The organism is Apilactobacillus timberlakei (genome assembly GCF_002993965.1).
Lineage (GTDB): Bacteria > Bacillota > Bacilli > Lactobacillales > Lactobacillaceae > Apilactobacillus > Apilactobacillus timberlakei.
Map to the genome: position 1 here is coordinate 239978 of NZ_POST01000002.1, position 23200 is coordinate 263177.

The 23200-nt window shown below is 28.9% G+C and carries 23 protein-coding genes; 1 reads left to right on the top strand and 22 read right to left on the bottom strand.

Annotation, left to right across the window (positions count from 1 at the left end; translation table 11 throughout):
* Nucleotides 1-17: 17 nt before the first annotated feature.
* The 17 genes from trmD to C7N71_RS03220 all read right to left on the bottom strand — a co-directional run bounded on the left by trmD (nt 18) and on the right by C7N71_RS03220 (nt 17850).
* Entirely contained in the window at nt 18-767 is a 750-nt protein-coding gene (gene trmD / locus C7N71_RS03140; protein ID WP_105987714.1) for a tRNA (guanosine(37)-N1)-methyltransferase TrmD, read from the bottom strand.
* Nucleotides 757-1281 (bottom strand): ribosome maturation factor RimM, encoded by a 525-nt coding sequence (gene rimM / locus C7N71_RS03145; protein WP_105987715.1) that lies wholly within the window; start codon nt 1279-1281, stop codon nt 757-759. Before rimM ends, trmD begins: the two co-directional genes overlap by 11 nt.
* A gap of 56 nt (nt 1282-1337) precedes the next feature.
* On the bottom strand, nt 1338-1595 hold the full coding sequence (locus C7N71_RS03150; RefSeq protein WP_105987716.1) for a KH domain-containing protein: 258 nt from the start codon (nt 1593-1595) through the stop codon (nt 1338-1340).
* Nucleotides 1596-1608: 13 nt separating this feature from the next.
* Complete coding sequence (gene rpsP, locus C7N71_RS03155) at nt 1609-1884, bottom strand: 30S ribosomal protein S16 (protein WP_105964570.1); 276 nt, start codon at nt 1882-1884, stop codon at nt 1609-1611.
* 90 nt (nt 1885-1974) lie between these two features.
* A complete protein-coding gene (locus C7N71_RS03160) occupies nt 1975-2271 on the bottom strand; it encodes a hypothetical protein (RefSeq protein WP_105987717.1) in 297 nt (98 codons plus the stop codon).
* 17 nt (nt 2272-2288) lie between these two features.
* A complete protein-coding gene (locus C7N71_RS03165; protein WP_105987718.1) occupies nt 2289-3527 on the bottom strand; it encodes a VWA-like domain-containing protein in 1239 nt (412 codons plus the stop codon).
* Nucleotides 3528-3532: 5 nt separating this feature from the next.
* Entirely contained in the window at nt 3533-4690 is a 1158-nt protein-coding gene (locus C7N71_RS03170; protein WP_105987719.1) for an ATP-binding protein, read from the bottom strand.
* Between the two features lie 62 nt (nt 4691-4752).
* Nucleotides 4753-6234, bottom strand: coding sequence for a signal recognition particle protein (gene ffh / locus C7N71_RS03175; protein WP_105987720.1), 1482 nt, complete (start codon nt 6232-6234; stop codon nt 4753-4755).
* 21 nt (nt 6235-6255) lie between these two features.
* The gene (locus C7N71_RS03180) at nt 6256-6597 is read right to left on the bottom strand and encodes a putative DNA-binding protein (protein WP_105964565.1); all 342 of its coding nucleotides are present in this window, start codon (nt 6595-6597) and stop codon (nt 6256-6258) included.
* Nucleotides 6598-6618: 21 nt separating this feature from the next.
* On the bottom strand, nt 6619-7992 hold the full coding sequence (gene ftsY / locus C7N71_RS03185) for a signal recognition particle-docking protein FtsY (protein WP_105987721.1): 1374 nt from the start codon (nt 7990-7992) through the stop codon (nt 6619-6621).
* A gap of 4 nt (nt 7993-7996) precedes the next feature.
* Nucleotides 7997-11548, bottom strand: a complete 3552-nt coding sequence (gene smc / locus C7N71_RS03190; RefSeq protein WP_105987722.1) for a chromosome segregation protein SMC — start codon at nt 11546-11548, stop codon at nt 7997-7999.
* Nucleotides 11549-11575: 27 nt separating this feature from the next.
* A complete protein-coding gene (rnc, locus tag C7N71_RS03195) occupies nt 11576-12268 on the bottom strand; it encodes a ribonuclease III (protein ID WP_105987723.1) in 693 nt (230 codons plus the stop codon).
* A gap of 70 nt (nt 12269-12338) precedes the next feature.
* Nucleotides 12339-12587 carry an acyl carrier protein gene (acpP, locus tag C7N71_RS03200; protein WP_105987724.1) on the bottom strand — a complete coding sequence of 83 codons (249 nt, stop codon included), beginning with the start codon at nt 12585-12587 and terminating at the stop codon, nt 12339-12341.
* A 49-nt stretch (nt 12588-12636) separates the two neighbouring features.
* On the bottom strand, nt 12637-13677 hold the full coding sequence (plsX, locus tag C7N71_RS03205) for a phosphate acyltransferase PlsX (protein WP_105987725.1): 1041 nt from the start codon (nt 13675-13677) through the stop codon (nt 12637-12639).
* A gap of 16 nt (nt 13678-13693) precedes the next feature.
* Nucleotides 13694-15712: an ATP-dependent DNA helicase RecG gene (gene recG / locus C7N71_RS03210; protein WP_105987726.1), complete on the bottom strand. Its 2019-nt coding sequence runs from the start codon at nt 15710-15712 to the stop codon at nt 13694-13696.
* Nucleotides 15713-15772: 60 nt separating this feature from the next.
* Nucleotides 15773-17449: a DAK2 domain-containing protein gene (locus C7N71_RS03215; RefSeq protein WP_105987727.1), complete on the bottom strand. Its 1677-nt coding sequence runs from the start codon at nt 17447-17449 to the stop codon at nt 15773-15775.
* A gap of 41 nt (nt 17450-17490) precedes the next feature.
* A complete protein-coding gene (locus tag C7N71_RS03220; protein ID WP_105964557.1) occupies nt 17491-17850 on the bottom strand; it encodes an Asp23/Gls24 family envelope stress response protein in 360 nt (119 codons plus the stop codon).
* Between the two features lie 225 nt (nt 17851-18075).
* Between C7N71_RS03220 and rpmB the strand changes: the two genes are divergently transcribed.
* Nucleotides 18076-18261 (top strand): 50S ribosomal protein L28, encoded by a 186-nt coding sequence (gene rpmB / locus C7N71_RS03225; protein ID WP_105955985.1) that lies wholly within the window; start codon nt 18076-18078, stop codon nt 18259-18261.
* 86 nt (nt 18262-18347) lie between these two features.
* Here the strand turns inward: rpmB and C7N71_RS03230 are convergent, their stop codons facing one another.
* From C7N71_RS03230 to C7N71_RS03250, 5 genes are read right to left on the bottom strand one after another with little or no spacing between them, the layout of a single operon-like run.
* A complete protein-coding gene (locus C7N71_RS03230) occupies nt 18348-18995 on the bottom strand; it encodes a thiamine diphosphokinase (protein ID WP_105987728.1) in 648 nt (215 codons plus the stop codon).
* Between the two features lie 2 nt (nt 18996-18997).
* Nucleotides 18998-19648 carry a ribulose-phosphate 3-epimerase gene (gene rpe / locus C7N71_RS03235; RefSeq protein ID WP_105987729.1) on the bottom strand — a complete coding sequence of 217 codons (651 nt, stop codon included), beginning with the start codon at nt 19646-19648 and terminating at the stop codon, nt 18998-19000.
* A gap of 10 nt (nt 19649-19658) precedes the next feature.
* On the bottom strand, nt 19659-20555 hold the full coding sequence (gene rsgA / locus C7N71_RS03240) for a ribosome small subunit-dependent GTPase A (RefSeq protein ID WP_105987730.1): 897 nt from the start codon (nt 20553-20555) through the stop codon (nt 19659-19661).
* A 16-nt stretch (nt 20556-20571) separates the two neighbouring features.
* Complete coding sequence (gene pknB, locus C7N71_RS03245; RefSeq protein WP_105987731.1) at nt 20572-22455, bottom strand: Stk1 family PASTA domain-containing Ser/Thr kinase; 1884 nt, start codon at nt 22453-22455, stop codon at nt 20572-20574.
* The gene (locus C7N71_RS03250) at nt 22452-23198 is read right to left on the bottom strand and encodes a Stp1/IreP family PP2C-type Ser/Thr phosphatase (protein ID WP_105987732.1); all 747 of its coding nucleotides are present in this window, start codon (nt 23196-23198) and stop codon (nt 22452-22454) included. Before C7N71_RS03250 ends, pknB begins: the two co-directional genes overlap by 4 nt.
* Nucleotides 23199-23200 lie beyond the last annotated feature (2 nt).

Sequence of the window (23200 nt, forward strand, 5' to 3'; positions counted from 1 at the left end):
AATAAAATATTGTAAAGCTATTTTTCTTCTTCAATCCTAACATCAGCTAATAATTTTTTCTGAGTAGCTGTCAATTTGTTATGATCAATTAAATCTGGTCTTCTTAAMTAAGTTTTCCTTAATGCTTCTTTTTGTTTCCATAGAGCAATTTTTCGATGATTTCCGCTGGTTAGTACTTCTGGAACTTTCATTCCTCTAAATTCAGCAGGTCTGGTATATTGAGGATATTCTAACAAACCAGTAGAAAAAGAATCCCCTGGAGCTGATTCTTGGTTGCCTAGTACCTCAGGTAATAGTCTAACTGTTGAATCAATCATAACCATTGCTGGTAATTCTCCACCTGTTAAAACAAAATCACCTAATGAATATTCATCAGTTATTAAAGACTTAATTCTTTCATCATATCCTTCATAATGACCACAAATAAAAGTTAAATGTTCTTCTTTAGATAAATTTTCGGCAGCTTTTTGATCAAATTTTTTACCAGCGGGATCCATTAAAATAATTTTCCCCTTAGGTATATTTTGATTTTTTGCTTGATTTTGAGTGTAAGTAAGTGCATCAAAAATAGGTTGTGCTTGTAATAACATACCAGCACCACCACCAAATGGATAATCATCTACATGATTATGTTTATCAGTAGTAAATTTTCTAAAATCGGTTACATTAATATCTAATAAATTATTTTCTTTTGCTTTACCAATAATTGATTCACCCATTGGGCCATTAAACATATCGGGAAAAAGACTTAAAATATCAATTTTCATCATCTAATCCTCCAGGAACTTCAACGATTACATTAGAATTTTCAAGATCAACCTTTTTAATTACTTGATCAATTTTTGGCAAAAGTAAATCTTCCTTATCCTTACGTTCAACCACCCATACATCATTAGGTCCAAGTGACATGATATCTTTAATTTTACCAATATATTCATCATTAATATCAATAACATCTAAACCTATAATCTGATGGTAAAAGTATTCGCCAGGTTTTAAATCTTTAGCATCTTGTTGATCTTCAGATATTTTTAAAGAAGAAGGTTTTAAGTATTCAACATCATTAATTGTAGGTTTACCTTCAAAATGAAGTAAAATAAAGTTTTTATGTTTTCTAGCACTATCGATAATAAGCTTTTCTTTATCTCCATTATTAAGAAATGCATAAACTACATTGCCAATTTTAAAACGTTTTTTAGGAAAATCGGTAATGGAAGTTACCCTAACTTCACCTTTAATTCCCTGAGTATTAACAATTTTACCAATATTATAATAGTTCATATATATACCTCATTTTGTATAATAAAAAACTCTTAAACAAAACACAAAGGTTTCATTTAAGAGTTTTTATTTTTGCCATCTTCAATAATTAAACGAACACGCTTTTTGCTAGAAATACGAGCACTATAAACAATCGTTCTGATTGTTTGTGCCACATGTCCCTTTTTACCAATTATTCTACCAATATCATTAGTGTTGGTGAATAAATGATATTCATAAAAACGATCCGATTCACTATGTGTAATAGCAACATCCTCTGGATATTCCACCAGTGGTTTTACAATTTTTTTAATAAGCTTATCGAAATTAGTCATAATTACTTATCACTTATTTCTTAGCATATTTAGCTTCGTGATATTTTTTCATAAGACCAGCATCAGATAATAAGTTACGAACAGTATCTGATGGTTGAGCACCCTTATTTAACCATTCGAAGATATCATCTTCTTGTAGGTCAACAGTGCTTGGTTGGGTAACTGGGTTGTAAGTACCAACCTTTTGGATGAAACGACCATCACGAGGGCTGCGTGAATCAGCAACAACAACACGGTAGAAAGGACGTCTCTTTGATCCCATTCTCTTCAAACGAATTTTAACAGACATTAATAAACACCTCCTGTTTTTCTTTTAACGATATTAAATATAACAGTTATTTAGATGCTTGTAAAGGTTTTTTTCTTTACACCATTAATTTTATTTAAAATTATCTAATAATTCGTTTTTAGCATCACTTTTTAGATATAAATCATTTTTCACTATAAAATTATGAACTGATTTATAATCATCAAAATCTATTTTAGTTTTACACAAATTGGCATTAATTATCTTCTTGGCAATAACAATCGCATTAGATGAAACTTTATTAGCATAAAGTGGATTATCATCATATTCATCGCTAATTTTATCTCTTAAAACAGCAAATGCATTTTTAACATCTATATTATTATTGACAGCAGCTATTAAAATATCGGGTTCTAAAATATCATTCATAGTAAATCACCATTCTCTTAATTAATATTTGTAATCCTTATAATATTACCAATTCTTTTATTAATGGATAAATTATTAGAACTGTCTTCTAACACCCATAAGACATTATTAAATCCATAATTATTAACGTTTTTCTCACCCAATCCATCAGTAAATATAATACAAAAATTATTTTCTAAATGTTTAATATTGATAAAATCAAAGATGGACTGATAACTAGTACCACCATTGGATACTCTTTCATATCGTATTTTTTGTGAAGATTTTACTCTATAAGCATTCTGTTCATGGATTTTAGCATCAAATGGATAAATAATTATATCTACTGGATATAATCTAAAAATATCTGATATTTGGCTTATTGCTAAATTTAAATAATTATTACTAATAGATCCGGAATTATCAACAAAAATAATAATTGACTTTAAAGTACTAGATAGTTTTCCTGGAAGCTCCATTCGGTATGACTGCCTCCTATTAAATCTTTTAATGGACATACTTTCACTAAAAGGAATTTTACTAACACCCTTTTGAATATATTTACGCCAATTAATTTGCTTATTGTTTATTTTATCTAATTGTTCATTAACTGCGTTAGGTAATTTACCTCTATTTTTATTTCCCATCTTACTTACCGTATGTTTAATAAGATTTCTTATTTTATAATATTTAGCACCACCACTAACATGCATTTTTTTGAAATGCTTATGATCGTCCATAAATTGCATATCACTATTACTAATATTTTTGCGTGCTTTACTCTTTGAAATAAATTTTTTTAATAAATTTACATATTCATTTGAATCCTTAAATTTAGGAAGTTTTATATTATAAAAATAAGATAGTTTTTCAATAGTAAAGGCATTCTTAGGTAAAAATTTGACATATTGATTAACTGATATGTCAGCAGCAATGCTCTCAACTTTATTAGGATTATTATATCTAATTGGATGTAACCATATGATATGCATAGACAAATGTTCTAAATTGGCTGTCAGATTATTATTAGATTTAATATCATTTACAAATTGATTAGGATTATAGGTCAATACAAGATTGTCTTTTTCCCATTTCAAAGCAAATGTAGAATTTATATTATAATCACAAACACGATCTAAGTTAATCAGTAAGTATCCATATAATTCTCCTTGAGACAAACCATAAATTATATTTTGACTAATAGCCTTTCTAATTAATAAATCTTGGTTGTCTGAACTAGTGTCATTAATTTCTGATATAAGATTATTTATATTCATAAATATCACCTATAGACAGATAAAATAATATTTTGGAAATGAGTATAAAGATCTTTTATATCATTCTTAGATACATCATTAATTTTGGCATATATTGATTGCAATACTTCTGTATTATTAGCAACATACATTGCAATTCCATATCGACCATCTGGACTTAATTTATCTAACAATGAATCAACTCTTTTAGCAGTTTTGGGTTCCCATTCTATTACCTTATCAATCATTTGTTCTAATAGCTTATTCTTTTTAAACTCATCTAATTGCTCAAATTTTTTTAAAACTTTAGAAAAATCATCATTAAACAATTGATCAATAGATAGTGAATTAAAATAGTTTTTCATAAAATACAAAAAATTAGAAGCAACCTCACTACCAACATTTCCAGCAATTAAATCAAATTTAATATCATAACTAACATTTCCATATTCAGAATTTTCAATAATATCAGACACTCGTTTCCAAGCCCTCGGTGTTGGATTTATATCATCATCACTGTTATTTATAATTAACATGTTTTGATTATTCTCAATATATTTTATTACAGCTGAATTAATGTTTCGCCGTGCTTGTTTGTTTTTGCTTTTAGCCCACAATAGCCAGTCAGACACATCAACATCCATTACAATCCTGGTAGTACGATCTTTGATAGCTGAATCACTAGAAAAAACACTATATTCACTATCTTCAAATCCATTCATTGTGGAATCAGGATTTTCAGCAATAATGATCTTAACTTGTTTAGGTAATTTTAATGAATTAATTTGTCTTTGTAGAACCAAATTCATTAATTCACTTTGAACACCATTGGAACCACGATTAAATTCATCTAAAAACCAATAAATATCGGTACGAGGATTTTGTTCAGCATATTTTATAATCTCAATTAAAGTATGAGAATATCCATATTGAACATCAGCTAAAGTGCCATAATCTTTAGTAGTAATAAATGATTTATCGGTTAATGGTGGTACTGGAATACTTAAATCACCTTTTTCAGACAAACTAACTACTGTAGTGAATAATTTTGCATTATTCCTATTAGCTAAATCTTCTACCAATGCTGATTTACCAACACCGGCTTCACCAACAATACTAGGTACGTTATCACTATTTAATATTATATTAATAGCTGATAAAGTATCTTGATAACCCAATGCCATAAAAATTACCTCCCTATTAAAATAGACATAACTACTGAAATATCAGTAACTATGTCTATTTTTTAATGACGTTTTTTATTACGACGTTTTTTATTTTTGTTAATTTTCTTACTCATTTTTCTGCTCATACGTTTCATTGCCATTTGTGATAATTTACCAGATAATCCAGATCCACCCATACCAGGCATACCAGAAGCCCCATTACCACCCATGTTACCGAGCATATTTTCCATTCCAGACATATTACCTTTAGACATCTTATTCATCATAGTCTTCATTTGATTAAATTGTTTAATCATTCGATTAACTTCTTGAATAGGACGACCACATCCTCTAGCAATACGGCGTCTTCTAGAAGGATTTAATAAATCAGGATTATCCTTTTCTTCTTTAGTCATAGAATAAATAATGGCTTTAATATGTTCTAAATCCTTAGGGTCCATATTAATATTTTTTAATGCAGGATTATTAGCCATCCCTGGAATCATTTTCATTATATCTTCCAATGGTCCCATTTTTTGAATTTGATTTAATTGATCTAAGAAATCTTCAAAACCAAAAGTATTATTTTGCATTTTTTCAGTAAGCTTTTGAGCTTCTTTTTCATCATAATCCTTTTGAGTCTTTTCAATTAATGAAAGAATATCTCCCATTCCAAGAATACGAGAAGCCATTCTATCTGGATGGAAGACATCTAACGCATCCATTTTTTCACCTTGACCAATAAATTTAATAGGCTTTTGGGTAACTTCTCTAATAGATAGAGCAGCACCACCACGAGTATCACCATCTAGTTTAGTTAATACCACTCCGGTAATATCTAAAGCATCATTAAAGCCTTCAGCAGTATTAACGGCGTTTTGACCTGTCATTGCATCAACAACTAATAGAATTTCATCTGGATGTGTTAGTTCCTTAATATTTTTTAACTCATCCATTAATTTTTCGTCAATTTGTAAACGACCAGCAGTATCAATTAATACATAATCATTATGGTTTTCTTTAGCTACTTGCATTCCCTGTTTTACTATTTCAATAGGGTCAACATCTGTTCCTTTTTGAAATACAGGAACATCAATCTCTTTACCAACTTGTTCCAACTGATCAATCGCAGCTGGACGATAGATATCGGCAGCAATTAATAATGGGCGAGCATCTTTTTCATTTTTTAATTTTAAGGATAATTTACCAGCAGTAGTAGTCTTACCAGCACCTTGTAAACCAGCCATCATAATAACAGTTGGTATTTTTTCAGATTTATTTAATGGAGTTGCTTCTTCCCCCATAGTTTTAGTTAATTCTTCGTCAACAATTTTTACAATTTGTTGAGCAGGATTTAAACCTTCAAGCACATCAGCACCCTTGGCACGTTCTTGAACGGTTTTTACAAATTTTCTAACAACTGAGAAGTTAACATCGGCTTCTAATAAAGCAAGACGAATTTCTCGCATTGTTTTTCTTAAATCAGATTCTGAAACTTTACCTTTTCCACGAAGATTACGCATTGCTTTTTGTAATCTTTCGGTTAGTCCTTCAAATGCCATTTAATTCCACCACTCTCAATTTTACTTTTCTTCTGTGTGTTCTAATCTATCAACTAACTGTCTTAGTTTAGTATCTTTGGGATAATTAGCAACCACATAATTTTTAATTGCATCCGCTTCATCATTTCTAGTCATAAAATCTTTATACAAATGCAATTGTTGTTCATAATTTTCTAAAATTACTTCTGTCCTTTTAATGTTATCATAAACTGCTTGTCGGCTCACATTAAATTCTTCAGATATTTCCCCTAAAGAATAATCATCAGCATAATAAAGTTGTACATAATTAGTTTGCTTATCTGTAAGCAAAGGACGATAAAATTCAAATAAAGAATTTATTCGGTAATTCTTTTCAATTTCCAATCGAAATACCTCCTAAATTAATTATTTTATTAATCCCTTAAACAATCCATATACATAATCATTTGCATCAAATTTGCTTAAGTCACTTACTTTTTCACCTAAGCCAACATATTTTACCGGTAAATGTAATTCATTCCTAATTGCTAAAACAATACCACCCTTAGCAGTACCATCTAATTTAGTTAAAATAATTCCCGTGACATCAGTTGTTTCTTTAAATAATTTAGCTTGATTTAAAGCATTTTGACCAGTAGTTGCATCTAAAACTAATAAAACTTCGTGCGGTGCTTCAGGAATCTCTCTAGTTAATACTTTCTTCATTTTAGATAATTCGTTCATTAAATTAACTTTATTTTGTAGACGACCTGCTGTATCAACAAACAAGACATCATAGTCTTCTTCTTTTGCTTTGTGAACTGCTTCATATACCACTGCAGATGGATCACTCTTTTCAGTTTTTTTAACAATATCCACTTGATCTCTTTTTGCCCATTCGTCTAATTGTTCAATTGCACCTGCTCTAAAAGTATCTGCTGCAGCTAGTAAAACTTTTTTGCCATCATTCTTATACTTATCTGCCATTTTTCCAATGGTAGTAGTCTTACCAACACCATTAACCCCAACAAATAAAATAACTGTAGGACCATTTTCAGCCATATTAATTTCAGTTGATTCATCATTACCAGCTTGATCATAAATATCAATCATCTTTTGAATGATAACATTTTGAACATCTTCTCTATTTTTGGCATTTTGCAATTTAACTTCTTCTCTTAATTGATCAGTCAAATTAACAGCCATATCAAATCCAACATCAGATTCAATTAGAGTATCTTCTAAGTCATCAAAAAAGTCTTCATCAACTGATCTAAAATTAGCAAACAAACGATTTAATTTTTCACCAAAGGTAGATCTAGACTTTGAAAGTCCCTTTTCAAATTTATCAGAATTTTGTTCTTGTTCTTGTTCTTGTTCTTGTTCTTGTTCTTGTTCTTGTTCTTGTTCTTGTTCTTGTTCTTGTTCTTGTTCTTGTTCTTGTTCTTGTTCTTGTTCTTCAGGATGGCTTTGAATGTCTGAATTGTCAACTCTTTCAGAAATTCCTTTATCATTATTTTCTAAATTATCTGTATCATTGTTAACAGAATTATTACTTTTAGAATCATCAAGATGAGAATCGTCGTTTTGATTTAAATTTCCATCTTTTACATTATTTCCAGATGAACTTTCATTTGCATTTAGATCATTTTTGTCTTCATTATCATTATTTAATTCTTGATTATTATCATTCAAAGAAGATTCTTGTTTTTTATTTTCTTGTTCTTCATTTGTTTCTTGTTGTTCACGTTTTTCTTTATCTTTTTTTGATCTGCGCTTAAATATATCAAATAAACCCATAATTTTAATCCTCCATTGAAGTAAATTTATTTAAATTAGCTGATACAACTTCTGAGACACCAGAATTTTGCATTGTAACACCATATAATGTATCAGCATACATCATTGTCTCTTTACGATGAGTAATAACAATAAACTGAGTAATTAAATCTAACTTACTCATATAATTAGCATATCTATCAACGTTTTCTGCATCCAAAGCTGATTCAGCTTCATCTAGTATACAAAACGGAACCGGTTTAACTTTTAGAACAGCAAATAGTAAAGAAATAGCAGTTAAAGCCTTTTCACCACCAGAAAGTAGAGACATATGACGATATTTTTTACCAGGTGGTTGTGCCATAATTTCAATTCCTGTAGTTAACAAATCTTCTGGATTAGTTAGAATTAATTTTGCCTTCCCACCACCGAAAATTTCAGTATAAACATTTTTAAATTGACTGGCCACTTTATCAAAAGTATCTTTAAATTTAACTTTAACAGTATCGTCTATTTTATTCATGGTTTCTGTTAACTGTTTACTTGAATTTTTTAAATCATCCGATTGTTTAACTAAAAATGTATAACGTTCGGAAACATCTTTATATTCTTCAATTGAAGATATATTAACATGACCAAGATCACTGATTTTTTTATTAAGTATTCCAATCTTATTTATAATATCCTGATAAGAAAATGATATTTGTAATTGCTTAATCTTATTAGAATTCATTTTATATTTATCCACAAGTCTATTCTTTAGCTTATTAATTTTCTCATCCAATTGCATGTGATTATTCGATAATTTATTGTACTGGCTATTCACATCAATATAAGAATTTCTATAAGCATCCAACTTTTCATCGTAAGCATTAATCTTTAATTGAATGCTATCAATGTCAGCATCACATTGAGATAATTCTTCTTTATTTGAGGAAATTGATAATTTTAATTTACTTATTTCATGTGAGTTATCTTTTTCACTCATACCAATGTTAATTTCATTTTGTAAATTAATTATTAAATCTTTTGTTTCATTAATACTATCATTAATTTGATCTAATTTTTCAATATTATCAGCCTTTTTATCACGAAAATTATTAATCTTTTCTTTATAAACAGCTAAATTAGATTTATAGTTATTAACTTTATCATTTAAGTCATCTTTTAAAGAAGACAAAGTACTAAGTCTTTCTTTAATATCATTAGATGATCTTTGATTAATTAATAACTTCTTATCTAAGTTGGTCTTTAAATTTTTACTTTCTAATTGTTGTGCATCATAATCATCATTTTCATTATTAGATGTTAATAATTCAATAGATTCAATTTCTCTACTTTTTTCCTTTAATAGCTTTTCATTAAATGAATTATTATTTTTATAATTAATAATTTCATTAGATAAACTATTCATTTTAGCTTCCAATGTATCTAATTCATTTTTAATTTTGCTTTGTGCTTTTTCTTGTCCTGGAATACTCTGTTCGATAATTTGTAAGTCATTTTTAGCAGCAGAAAATTTGTCTTTCAAGCTAGCTAACTTATTCTTTTGAGATAATATTCCATCATAATGTTGTTTATTCTTTCCACCAGTTATTGAACCACCGGCATTAATAATCTCGCCATTCAACGTAATAACACGATTAGTATGATGAATGGAATTACTTATATCCGTTGCAGAATTTAAATCTTGTGCAATGATAACATTTCCTAATAAATGTTCTTTAATAATACGCAAATTATCATCAATAGATACTAAATCAGACCCAACACCTATAAATCCAGGATTATTTTTACATAGCTCTAACTTATTTGAATTAATAAATCTTTTAGATAAACTATCTATTGGTAAAAATGTTGCTCTACCAAGATGATTTTTATTAAGGTAATTTACAGCAGATTTTGCATCATAAGTATTTTTAACAATAATTTGTTGTAATTGACCACCTAAAGCAGTTTCAATAGCTAAAGACTTATCTTTATCAACAATTAAATAATCAGAAACTGCTCCATATATTCCACCCAGTTTATTTTTTGCATTAAGGATACTTTGAGATCCACGATAAAAATTTGAATGATTATCCTGTAAGCTTTTTAAACTATTAAATTGAATTTTTAAATTTTGATATCTTTCTAAACGTTTATACCAATTCGATTTAATTTGCTCTAATTTATTATCAATTAAATTTAGTTCATTCTTACTATTATCATATTCATTCTTCAAATTGGAATATTGATTTTTTAATGCGTTTATATTTGAATTATCTTTATCTATTTTTTCCTTAATTTTATTTAAATCTGACTTAGCATCATTGAGTCGGCGCTTTTGATTAATATTTTGAACATCGTTTTGCTTCCTAGATTTCTCTAAATATCTTTTCTTATTATTAAGATCTGATATTTGCTGCATTATATTTAAATAATCAGATTTTAAATTTTCTTGAGCTTTATTCTTATCGTCAATCTCTTTATTAATCTCATTTAAATTACTATTATTTATATTTTCTGCAATTTTTTGAGCATATTTAGATAAATCTTCAATTTTTAAATTATATTGAGTTTGCCTATCATTTAAATCAGATTTTTCTTGTTTTAAAGAATTTAAATATGCCTGTTTTTCGTCTAAATTTTTCTTTTTAAAATTTAAATCCTGTTTAGATAAATTTTGTTCTCCAGAAACTTTTTCTAATTTTTGAGAATTAACTAATAACTGATCTTGTAATTTTTCCTTGATATTTAGTTTATTTTCCAAATTTTTTTTATAAATCAAAATTTCACTAGATACATTATTTATTTTATCATTTAGGCTATTTTTACTGGATTTAATGTTATTTAAATTAATTGAGTTGGTATTATCTTTATCTAATAAATCTTTTAATTCAAGAACCAATCTTTGTGTATCAAGTTTTTCTAATGCATCTTTATTTTTTAAATATTTGTTAGCATTGATACTCTGCTCTTTTAAAGAATCATTTCTATCCTTTAATTCATAGATAATATCTTCAACACGATCTAAATTTTCTTTCGTTTGACTAAGCTTTAAATTAGCATCATGTTTTTGATGTTTATATTTAAAAACACCAGCAGCAGTTTCAATAATAGAACGTCTTTCTTCAGGTTTACTATTAAATATTTTTTCAATATTCCCCTGTGAAATGATAGAAAATGAGCCAAGTCCCATTCCAGTATCCATAAATAAATTATTAATATCTTTTAACCTACATTCTTGATTATTAATAGAATACTGGCTTTCACCACTTCTAAAAAGCTTTCTAGCAATTATTATTTCAGAATAAGGGCTATTAATATATTGGTCTGTATTATCAAGAGTCAATTTTACTTCAGCACGATTTACTGCCTTGTGTGTACTAGAACCAGAAAAAATGATATCTGGCATTTTATTGCCACGAAGCGTTTTGGCGGACTGTTCACCTAAGACCCATCTAATAGCTTCAATAACATTACTTTTACCACTACCATTTGGACCGACTATTTCGGTTAAACCATTATTAAAATTAATTTTTGTCTTATTAGCAAAAGATTTAAAGCCAATAATTTCTAATGATTTTAACTTCAAATTTAATTCCCCATTCTAAATTTTAGATTATTCTAAGTATTGTTTTAAGGCCTTTTTAGCAGCACCTTGTTCAGCGTTTTTCTTAGAATGACCCTCCCCAACGCCTTCTTCTTTGTCATCAATAGTAACTGAAACTTTAAATCTACGATCATTGTCTGGACCATTTTCATCTAATAAGTGATATTCAATTTCAACAGGTCCATTTTGTTGAGCCAATTCTTGTAATTCAGTTTTGTGATCAAAAAATTCATCAAACCATCCCTCATCCAATTTAGGGAAAATTACTTGATGACAAAATTTAATTACAGGATCCATACCTTGATCTAAGTAAACGGCCCCAATAAATGATTCAAAAATGTCACATAATAAAGAATCTCTATCTCTAGCATGAGCTTTTTCTTCACCCTTCCCCAATCGAATATACTTATCAAAATGACATTCTCTAGCAAAACTACTAAAACTATGTTCATTGACCATAGCCGCTCTTAATCTTGTTAATCTTCCCTGTGGTAATTTAGGATACCTTTTAAAAATGTAATCTGATACTACTAATTCATAAACTGCATCGCCTAAAAATTCAATTCTTTCATAAAACTTTAAATTTTGACCAGGATGTTCATTCACATATGAAGCTTGAGTAAAAGCTTCATCTAATAAAGATTCATCATGGAACTTTATTCCAAAATTTTTTTCTAATAATTCATCGAATTCTGCTATCATTTAAACTTCCTCCATATTATTAAAAACAATAAAAAGCGATTACCCTTTGAGTAATCGCCTTATAAATTGTCTATTTATTGTCTGAATTGGACATTACATAGTCTACAGCTTCGTCAATGGTTTGAATTTTTTCAGCATCTTCATCTGAAATTTCAGTATTAAAAGTGTTTTCAAGATCTAAAACAAATTCAACAAAATCAATTGAATCAGCATCTAAATCTTTTTGGAAATTTAAACTACCATTAACTGAATCACGATCAACGCTAAATTGATCAGCAACCATATCGGAAATTTTATTCAATACCTCTTCTTTGTTCATTTAGCTTTCCTCAAATCTATATTAAATTAGTATCTAAATTATACCAGATTTATTTGTTTTTAGCATTTTGTTTAATTTCTGCCATCTTACCTGAATTCTTATCAAAATATGACACAACATTATCAATCGTTTTAGAATCAATCATTGATTTAATTTGGAAAATTGTATTTTTAATAGTATTGGCTTTACTACTTCCATGTGCCTTAACAACAGGCGCTTTAGTTCCCATTAAAACAGCCCCACCATATTGAGAATAATCCATTTGTTTACCAATTTTCTTAAATGTAGGTTTCAACATTAATGCACCAAATTTTGATTTTAAACCAGCAGACATAATGTCTCCCTTAATTAAGGTTAGTAATGATAAAGCAGTCCCTTCAATTGCCTTTAATGCAGCATTACCAGTAAAGCCATCAGTAATAACCACATCAGCAGCACCATTTAATAATTCTCTAGATTCAACATTACCAATGAAGTTTAAATTATTATCTTTAGATAGTAACTCATTAGCTGCTTTATGCAAACTATCACCCTTATCAGATTCTGTCCCATTGTTTAATAATCCAATTCTTGGGTTATTAATTTTTCTAACATTTTCAGCATAATATTTACCCATAAATGCATATTGATATAAGTTAAATAATTTAGATTCAGCATTAGCCCCAACATCTAGCATAACAAAGTTATCATGTTCTGGATCATTAACAATTGGTAATGTAGTAGCTAATCCAGGTCTATCGATACCTTTAATTCTACCTATGATAAATAATCCAGCTGCTAAAATAGCACCAGTATTCCCAGCAGAGAAGAAAGCATCAGCTTCATGGTCTTTTACTGACTGAGCAGCCATATCTAAACTAGAATTTTTCTTTTTCATAACTGCTTTAACTGGTTCTTCGGCCATTTCAATTATTTCGTCAGACTGAATCAATTCAATTCTTTCTTCATTTTCAATTAATGGCTTAATCTTATCAATTTGTCCAAATAATTTAAATTCAATATCTGGATATGCGTTTCTAGCCAATTCCACACCTTTAACTACTTCTGTTGGTGCATAATCTCCACCCATAGCATCAATTGCAATTTTCATCTTGTTTCTCCTTTAATTAATCAAATATTTTTTTGTTATTTTCGCTGACATATTCAAATAATTTACTGTATTTAGTTTTCCAATCACTTTGACTAACAATTTGAATAGCTTCTTGTTGTGCAATATCCAACATTGTTAAGTCAGCAACTGGATCGCCAACCTTAAAATTCGGCACTCCAGATTGGACATTACCCATTACATCACCTGGGCCTCTAAGTTCCAGATCCTTTTGTGAAATAATAAAACCATTATTACTATCAACCATTACGTTCATTCTTTTAGCACCAACCTCAGTTTTAGGATCTGCTACTAATAAACAATACGATTGATTTTTTCCACGACCTACTCTGCCCCGTAATTGATGTAATTGGGCAAGGCCAAAATGATCAGAATTAAATACAATCATCATTGTTGCATTACTTACATCTACACCAACCTCAATAACTGTTGTTGAAACTAAAATTTGTAAATTATTTTTTTGAAATTCACCCATAATACTATTTTTTTCATCATCATTCATTTTTCCGTGTAAAAGTCCAACTTGATATTTAGGTTCAAAGATATTTTTAAAACTTTCATAAATATTAACCGCATTTTTCATATCAACCGCTTCGGACTCTTCAACTAAAGGAGTAACAACATAAATTTGTTCTCCAGATGATAATCTGTCATTAATAAATGGTAAAGCAGATTTCAATTGATTTTCTCTTATCCAAGAAGTCTTAACTGGTTGTCTTCCCGCTGGCAATTTATCGATTATTGATACATCCATTTCACCATATGAAGTAATTGCCAAAGTTCTAGGAATTGGAGTAGCTGTCATCGCTAAAACATTAGTACCATTACCCTTTTCTCGTAACTTTTTTCTTTGATTAACGCCAAAACGATGTTGCTCATCAATTATGGCTAATCCTAGATTAGCATATTCAACACTATCTTGGATTAATGCATGTGTACCTATTATTAAATTTACTTCTCCGTCTTTTATTCTTGGAAGTAATTCCTTACGAGCAGATTGTTTAGTATTACCGGTTAATAATGACACATTAATATTAGTATTTTCAAATAATTTAGCTAATTTATTAGCATGTTGTTCAGCCAAAATTTCTGTTGGTGCCATTAAAGCAGCTTGATACCCAGCATCAATACATGCATATATTCCTAATACTGCAACAATAGTTTTACCAGAACCAACATCTCCTTGTAACAGTCGATTCATTTGACGATTAGATTTAAGATCCACAAAGATCTCATTAACAACTCTTTTTTGAGCATCAGTTAATTCAAATGGTAATTTATCAATAAATTGGTCTATTTTAGTCTGATCAAATTTAATAGATAGACCTTTATTTTGATTAACATACTTTAAATTTTGCAAATGCATTTGAAATAAAAAGAATTCATTAAACTTAGCAGTTCGACGAGCTAGCATTGCTTCTTTTTTTGTTTTCGGAAAATGCATGTCATGAATAACCATCTTGAGATTTTCTAGTTTATATTTATTTCTTAAATCATCAGGAACAATATTAAAAATATAATCTTTATATTCTTCATATGCTAATTTTACTGTTTCTTTAATAGTACTTTGTCTTACATGTTTATTAGTAGGATAGATGGAACTCATTTGATTACTATTGCTAGACTGCAAAATTTTAATGCCGGCCATAGATGAACGATTTTTATCAAATCTACCATAGATTAAAACTTCTTTTCCTACCGGTAGCTGTTTTTTTAACCAAGGCTGGTTAAAAAAAGTGACCTTTACTATATCGTTGCTAATTAAAAATCGAATATTTAGTATATTCCTTCTGCGACCATAATGAACAACTGTAGGTTCAGAAGCAATAGTTCCCTTTAAAGTTACTTTTTCTTGATCAGCAATATCATTAATATTTTTAACTTCAAAATCATCATATCTAAATGGATAATAAGATAATAAGTCAAAAATAGTATTAATTTGAAGTTCAGATAATGCTTCTTGTTTTTTAGGACCTACGCCCTTAAGAACTGATACATTATCTTTTAAATTTTTCATAAAATCAACTCCTAATCAAGAAAATAATAAATAAAAAAACCGGAGTAACCTCCGATTGATTTATTCTACTGAAACTAAAAATGGATAAACTGGTTGATCTCCTTCATGAACTTCGATTTCAAGATCAGAATCGATTTTTTCTAAAGCAGATTTTACTTTGTTAGCTTCCTTTTCATTAGAATCACTACCATAAATAATGGTAATAACTTCACTATCTTCATCTAACATTTTTTGAACCATTTGAACAGCAGTATCAACAGAATGTTTCCCAGCAATTTGAATATCACCATCAACAATACCCATAAAATGACCTTTTTTAATATCAACACCATTTATATTGGTATCTCTGACAGCGTAAGTTACTTCTCCACTCTTAACCGTATCTAACATGTCTTCCATTGAATCAACGTTTTCATCTAATGAAACAGTTGGATTAAATGATAAGACGGACGTAAGGCCTTGTTGTAAAGTTTTAGTATGAACAATTTTGGTGGGTATATCTGAAACTTCAGCAGCTTGTTCAGCGGCCATAAATATATTTCCATTATTAGGTAAAACAATAGCTTTTTTAGCATTACTACTATTAACAGCATTAACAATATCTTGAGTGCTAGGATTCATTGTTTGTCCACCCTTAATAACGTTAGTAACACCTAAGCTACGAAATAATTCTCCTAGTCCATCACCTGATACGATTGAAATAATCGCAGTTTCCTTAGGTGTATTATCTTCTTTAGTCGATTTTTTATCATCTTTTTCAATAATATCCTCTTGTTGTAGACGCATATTATCAACCTTAACATTAGCTAAATCACCAAATAATTGTCCCCAAGCAAGTACTTTTCCTGGATGCTCAGTGTGAACATGAACTTTAACAATTTCATCATCGTTAATAACTAATAAAGAATCACCTAATTTAGCTAAGTATTCATAAAATTTATCATAGTTAAAGTCATATTTGATTTGTTTTCCACGACCAATTCTAACCATTATTTGTGTACAATAACCATACTTAATGTCTTCAGGATTTAACTTGCCCTGTGCACTTTCATTACTTTGTTCGTGATTAGCGTCTATCATTTGACTCATTTCAGCAGCATTAGGTTGATGACTTGATTCTATTTTTCTACCATTTAGTACATCACTAAAAGCTTTAATTACAAAAAATAACCCTTGACCACCAGAATCAACTACTCCTACTTGTTTTAAAACATCCAACAAATCAGGAGTTGATTTTAAAGCAATATCAGCACCATCAGTTAATTCATCAAATAACTCAGATAAATCTTTCTTATTGGAATCTTTTCCAGCTTGAGCAATTCCTTTGATAACTGTTAAAATTGTACCTTCTGTAGGCTTCATTACAGATCCATAGGCAATTTTAGCACTATTAATGAATGCATCAGTAATATCATTTGCATCCAATTCTTTTTTATCTTCAACAGATTTAGAAAAACCTCTAAAAATTTGTGAAAGGATAACACCAGAATTACCCCTGGCACCCATTAATAATCCTTTAGCCAATGACTTTGCCAAATCACCGACAGATTCACTATTATCTTGGTCTACATATTTGGCACCACTAGCAAAGGACATGCTCATATTTGTACCAGTATCACCATCAGGAACTGGAAAAACATTTAAGGAATTAATAAATTTCGCATTATTATTCAAAGTTATAGATGCTGCTTGTACCATCTGATTAAATTTTTCACTTGTTATATTTGAAACAGACAACTACAATAAACCTCCTCCGATTAATCACAATCAATTAGTTATTAGTCTAAGACTCTAACACCTTGAACAATAACATTGACTGCATTGGCAGAAATGCCAAGCATCGTTTCTAAATTATATTTCACTTTTGATTGAACATTTTTGCAAACTTCTGAAATTTTTGTTCCAAAGCTCACAATTATATTTACATCAACAGAGATTCCGTTGTCATTTTGGCGAACAACAACACCTCTTGCATAATTATCTTTTTTTAAAATATCATTAACATTATCTCTAATTTGATTTTTGCTAGCCATGCCAACAACCCCAAAGTTATCAGTAGCAGCACCACCAACAACAGTAGCAATGACATTGTTATCAATATCAATTAATCCATGTTTTGTTTTAATTTTTACGGCCATAACCATAGCCTCCTTAGAAGATAAATTTTCTAATATATTCGATATATAATATTACCACAAGTTTAAAAAAAGCTAAAGGGTTGTTATTATAAAAGGGTTTAAACTGTCAAGTATAATTCCTTGAAAGAAAAACATTGCAAATCCGCTATTAATATGCTAAATTATTAGAGTGAGATGTAATAAAAGCAACGCTTTTGAGAAATCATTAAAAGGAGGAATTTACCGATGGCTAAAGATTTTATTAATGGTAAAAGAACTCATTATGGTAACAAACGTTCCCATGCTTTGAATTCTTCACGTCGTAGCTGGAAGCCAAACCTACAAAAGGTTAATATCCTTGTAGATGGCAAACCTAAGAAAGTTTGGGTTAGTACCCGTACACTAAAATCAGGTAAAGTTACCCGTGCCTAATTATATTCAGCTTGGCTTGTTGGCCAAGCTTTTTTAATACAAAAAACGATGTCTATTTTTTATGATAGACATCGTTTTTTGTAATTTTATGAATCTTTGCTTTGAATAACGCTTAAAATACCCTTATCAAATGAAAAATTAGCCTTTGTCCCAATAAATTCATTACTAGCAAAAGATATTGGCCTAGCAACATGATAATTGTCTAAAGTATATTTAACGTCATTTAAGGTTAAATTCATTTCATTCAATGGTAAATAAGCTAAATATTTCTTGTCTAATTCCTTTTTAATTGTATGACTACCAGGTAAAAAGTAAGATATCGTATTTTGATTATCTATAATTCTGATTTTACTAACGATCTTCTTATACCTTGGTTCAGTCATCATTAAAAAGTTAGATAAAAAATGATCTAGTCTTCCACCGGTCGCTCCATATATGTTAATTATATCAGCATTCAATTCTTTATTAGCTATTTTTAAAGCTAATTGAGTATCTGTATCATCTTTAATTGGATCAAAAGTTCTTAAGTCATTTACATGACTTTTAACAATGGATAATTCTTCATCATTCATAGAATCGTAATCACCAATAGATACAATTGGATTTATTCCCATCTCAATCAATCTAAAGCTACCACGATCAACGCCAATCCAGTTATCCTTAATTTTTCCTAATTTTAAATCATTAGGCCATAAATCAGTGGGCCCACCTACTAATAAATTAACAATTTTCATGATTATTTAGTGGCGTCCTTAATAGCTTGAACCTTTGATGAAGGATTTTCATCATTAAATACATAGGAACCAGCAACAGCAACAGTAGCACCTGCATTATAAGCAGTTTTAACAGTTTCATTGTTAACCCCACCATCAATTTCAATATCAAATGAGTATCCTTCACTCTTCTTTAAATCATTTAATTGTTTAATTTTCTTAACAGTTTCCGGTAAGAATTTTTGACCACCAAATCCAGGATTAACAGTCATTACTAGTACTTGATCAACCATATACAAGACTGGCTTTATAGATTCTACTGGAGTTCCAGGATTAATAACAACTTCAGCTTTTATACCTTTGTTTTTAATCATTTGTAATGCTCTATGAATATGTGGTGTAGCTTCTACATGGACACCAATTAAATCTGCACCATTGTCAGCAAATTCATCTACATATCTTTCAGGATTTCTGACCATCATATGAACATCTAGAATTAAATCAGAAACTTTTCTAATTTGTTTAACCCAACCTGGACCATATGAAATTGAAGGTACAAAATCACCGTCCATTACATCAATATGTAAATATTCAGCATCTTTTTCAATTTTATTAATATCTCTTTCTAAGTTTAAATAGTCAGCACTTAAAATTGATGGAGCTACTTTAATCATAAATATGTCCTCATTTCTTTTTATTATAAATTGGTTTTTTGTTCTTTAATATCTTATACAACTGTAAATAATTATTATAACGTTCATAAGATAATTTATTCTCATCTAATAATCTTTTTATTTCACATTTAGGTTCATTGATGTGAACACATCCCCTAAATTTACATTTATCAGCATTCCTTTTAAATTCCGGGAAGTAATTTCTAAGTTCATCAGATCTAATATCAAAAGTATCATAAGACGAAAATCCAGGAGTGTCRGCAACCAAACCACCATTCATTTTAAGAAAGCTAACTTTTCTGGTTGTATGCTTCCCACGATTCAAAGATGATGATATTTCACCAGTGGGTAAATTAAGATTTGGAGCAGTCTTATTCAATAATGTAGACTTACCAGCACCTGTTTGTCCCATAATTACACTTACTTTATTTTTAAAACATTCATTTAATTTTTTTAAAGATTCAATATCATTTTCACCATTAGACATAATAACATTATAGCCAATATTCTGATAAATTAATTTGATATTATTGAAATAATCCAGACTATCATTATCCAATAAATCTATCTTGGTAAAATAAATAATTGGCTTAATATTATTTATTTCTAAAGCAACTAACTGACGATCTAATAAATTACTAGAAAAATTTGGTTGAATCGTTGAAGTTACTACAACAGCTTGATCAATATTAGCTATTGGAGGTCTAGCTAATGAATTTTTCCTATCAAATACTCTAAGTAGATAACCTTCTGTTAAAGAATTTGATTGAAATTCTACCTCATCACCTACCAATGGAGTAATTCTACGCTTTCTAAAATTACCACGAGCACGAGTTCTATATATTTTACCATCACTTATAATATCATAGAATCCACTAAGTGATTGAAATACTTTTCCTTTTGACAATTAATCACCTCAATATTTATTTCATAATTAATTTTCCGTCTCGATATATTTCATATCTTGATTTTTCATTTGACTTTAAATTATATGGAATCGTTATATTAGTATCCTTATTAATGTATATAGTCTCATAGAATGAAAGTCCTTTGCCATTTATATTAGAATAAACAGTAATTTTATTTCCATTTAAGTTATCAGTCTTTTTATATGGAACTTGTAACGACAAATTGAATCCATGGCTTAAGTTTACACCACTTGTGTTCCCCTTTGAAACCCAAATTTCAACATTATAACCACTTTGAAGTTTCAAACCATCACTAGGATTTTGTTGGTAAACAACCCCAACCGGTTCATCTTTAGTATTTTCATAATGAAATTTAGCATTTAGATGTTTATCTTTTACATATTTTTTAGCCTGTTCTTCATGTTTTCCAACTAAATTTTTCATTGTAAACGATTCACCATATTTTGATACAACTAAATTTAAAGACTTATTTCTGGGACTAACCTTAGCATTAGGTAAAATGCTTTGGTTCAAAATATGATTAGGCATAAAGTAGTCGTTATAGTTATAAATTTTTTTAACTTTAAACCCCATTTTGGATAATTTAGGATAAACTTTATCATAATTCTTACCAACATAGTTGTCCATATTAATTACACCAGCACCATTACTAACAATTAATTTAATGCCAGAATGATTTAATAATCTAGTTTTAGCATTAGGTTCGGTCTTAATAACATGGTTGTAAGGAACTTCGTAGTTATTTCGATAAATTATTTTTGTGGAAAGTAACTTTGATTTTTTGATATTGTATTTAGCTTTTTCAATTGTCATATTATCAACATTTGGAACATTAACTCTAGAAAATAAGGTTAAATGTAATAGTAATATAATTAAAATAATGAATAATAAAAATACCGTAATCAGAAACAATAATTTTTTGTTTTTATTGTTATTTAAAATGTCAATTCTAGAATCATCTTTTTTTAGATTTTCCAAATTTAATGTTTTTGTTTCATCATTATCAATATCTTTTTTCTTTTCAACTTTAAAAAATAATTTAGCTTCATCTTTTCTGCTAGGATCTAAAGCAGTTTCTAAATCTTTCTTCATTGCTAAAACACTATCATAACGATCTTTAGGTCTTTTTGCTGTAGCTTTTAATACCACATTTTCTAATGATTGAGGTACTTTGCTGTTTTTATTCATTATTGATGGGATGTTACTGCGTGAATGTTTCATAGCAATGCTAACTGGAGAATCCCCGTTAAAAGGAACATTTCCCACCAATAATTCATATAGAATAATACCTAAAGAATAAATATCAGATTTCATTGTGACTGATTTACCTAATGTTTGTTCAGGCGATATATAATGAATTGAACCAACAATAGAATTAGTACGAGTTAATGGTAATAAATCAGTCATAACAGCAATTCCAAAATCAGTTATTTTAATATTTTTATTTTTAGTAATCAAAATGTTTTGTGGCTTTAAATCACGATGAATAATACCATGATTATGCGCTACATTCACAGCATTGAGTATTTGACCCATAATATAAACAACAGTCTTTAGGTCAATAGGATAATTTTTCTGAATATATTTTTTTAAATCGGATCCTGGAACATATTCCATAACTAAATATTGCATATCTTTATATTTTCCAACATCATATACTTTAACAATATATTCACTTTTCAATTTATTAATAGCTAACTTTTCATATTTAAAATGTCGCTGAGCTTTGTTACTATGTTGAAAATCAAGCCTTATAATTTTGATGGTAACTAAACGTTTATTTTTATTATCGTTAGCTAAATAAACATTTACCATCCCACCTTCACCAATTTTATTGATAATCTTATAACGATTGTTTAAAATTATACCGTTTTTCATAGATTATCACTTCCTAAAGAATTTCTAATAATGATGACAGATATATTATCATTACCACCGTTATTATTAGCTTCTTTTATTAGATCATTGGCTATTTCATCAACAGATTGATTTTGACTAAGTGTGTCATAAATATATGAATCGTTCACCATATTAGTAAGCCCATCACTACATAATAAAATAATATCATTTGTTGATAAACTTATCTTAGTAATATTGGTATTAGCGTCCCCAGATACCCCTAATCCCTTAACAATAATATTCTTTAAAGAAGAATGACTAGCATCTTTTTTAGATAGCTCACCATTTTTTACTAACATATTTACATAAGAATGGTCTTCAGTTATTTGCTTCATATTATTATTATGAAGCAAATAACACCTACTATCGCCTAGATGTGCAACTAAGTATTGATTACCAAAAAATAATGCGACAACAATTGTTGTCCCCATTTTATCCAGTGAAAGTATTTCTTCTGATTTATTAACTATTTGATTATTAATAATTTTAAATTGTTTTTGAATCCATTTTTCAACATCTTTAATTGAACTAATAGTATATTGTTTAAAAGCATTCCCTAATAAATTCACAGCCATTTTAGATGCTACATCGCCACCATGATTACCACCAATGCCATCAGCCAGAATTGCTATTAAAGCACCTTGATGATTATAAAAATAGCCTACACAGTCTTCATTATTAGCTCTAACTTTACCAATCGATGATTTAGCAACTATTTGCATAA

Excerpts from the sequence above, each read along its gene's own strand:
- rimM (WP_105987715.1), bottom strand. The coding sequence starts at position 1,281 with ATGAACTATTATAATATTGGTAAAATTGTTAATACTCAGGGAATTAAA.
- C7N71_RS03150 (WP_105987716.1), bottom strand. The coding sequence starts at position 1,595 with ATGACTAATTTCGATAAGCTTATTAAAAAAATTGTAAAACCACTGGTG.
- rpsP (WP_105964570.1), bottom strand. The coding sequence starts at position 1,884 with ATGTCTGTTAAAATTCGTTTGAAGAGAATGGGATCAAAGAGACGTCCT.
- C7N71_RS03160 (WP_105987717.1), bottom strand. The coding sequence starts at position 2,271 with ATGAATGATATTTTAGAACCCGATATTTTAATAGCTGCTGTCAATAAT.
- C7N71_RS03165 (WP_105987718.1), bottom strand. The coding sequence starts at position 3,527 with ATGAATATAAATAATCTTATATCAGAAATTAATGACACTAGTTCAGAC.
- C7N71_RS03170 (WP_105987719.1), bottom strand. The coding sequence starts at position 4,690 with ATGGCATTGGGTTATCAAGATACTTTATCAGCTATTAATATAATATTA.
- ffh (WP_105987720.1), bottom strand. The coding sequence starts at position 6,234 with ATGGCATTTGAAGGACTAACCGAAAGATTACAAAAAGCAATGCGTAAT.
- ftsY (WP_105987721.1), bottom strand. The coding sequence starts at position 7,992 with ATGGGTTTATTTGATATATTTAAGCGCAGATCAAAAAAAGATAAAGAA.
- rnc (WP_105987723.1), bottom strand. The coding sequence starts at position 12,268 with ATGATAGCAGAATTCGATGAATTATTAGAAAAAAATTTTGGAATAAAG.
- acpP (WP_105987724.1), bottom strand. The coding sequence starts at position 12,587 with ATGAACAAAGAAGAGGTATTGAATAAAATTTCCGATATGGTTGCTGAT.
- plsX (WP_105987725.1), bottom strand. The coding sequence starts at position 13,677 with ATGAAAATTGCAATTGATGCTATGGGTGGAGATTATGCACCAACAGAA.
- recG (WP_105987726.1), bottom strand. The coding sequence starts at position 15,712 with ATGAAAAATTTAAAAGATAATGTATCAGTTCTTAAGGGCGTAGGTCCT.
- C7N71_RS03220 (WP_105964557.1), bottom strand. The coding sequence starts at position 17,850 with ATGGCCGTAAAAATTAAAACAAAACATGGATTAATTGATATTGATAAC.
- rpmB (WP_105955985.1), top strand. The coding sequence starts at position 18,076 with ATGGCTAAAGATTTTATTAATGGTAAAAGAACTCATTATGGTAACAAA.
- C7N71_RS03230 (WP_105987728.1), bottom strand. The coding sequence starts at position 18,995 with ATGAAAATTGTTAATTTATTAGTAGGTGGGCCCACTGATTTATGGCCT.
- rpe (WP_105987729.1), bottom strand. The coding sequence starts at position 19,648 with ATGATTAAAGTAGCTCCATCAATTTTAAGTGCTGACTATTTAAACTTA.
- pknB (WP_105987731.1), bottom strand. The coding sequence starts at position 22,455 with ATGAAAAACGGTATAATTTTAAACAATCGTTATAAGATTATCAATAAA.
- C7N71_RS03250 (WP_105987732.1), bottom strand. The coding sequence starts at position 23,198 with ATGCAAATAGTTGCTAAATCATCGATTGGTAAAGTTAGAGCTAATAAT.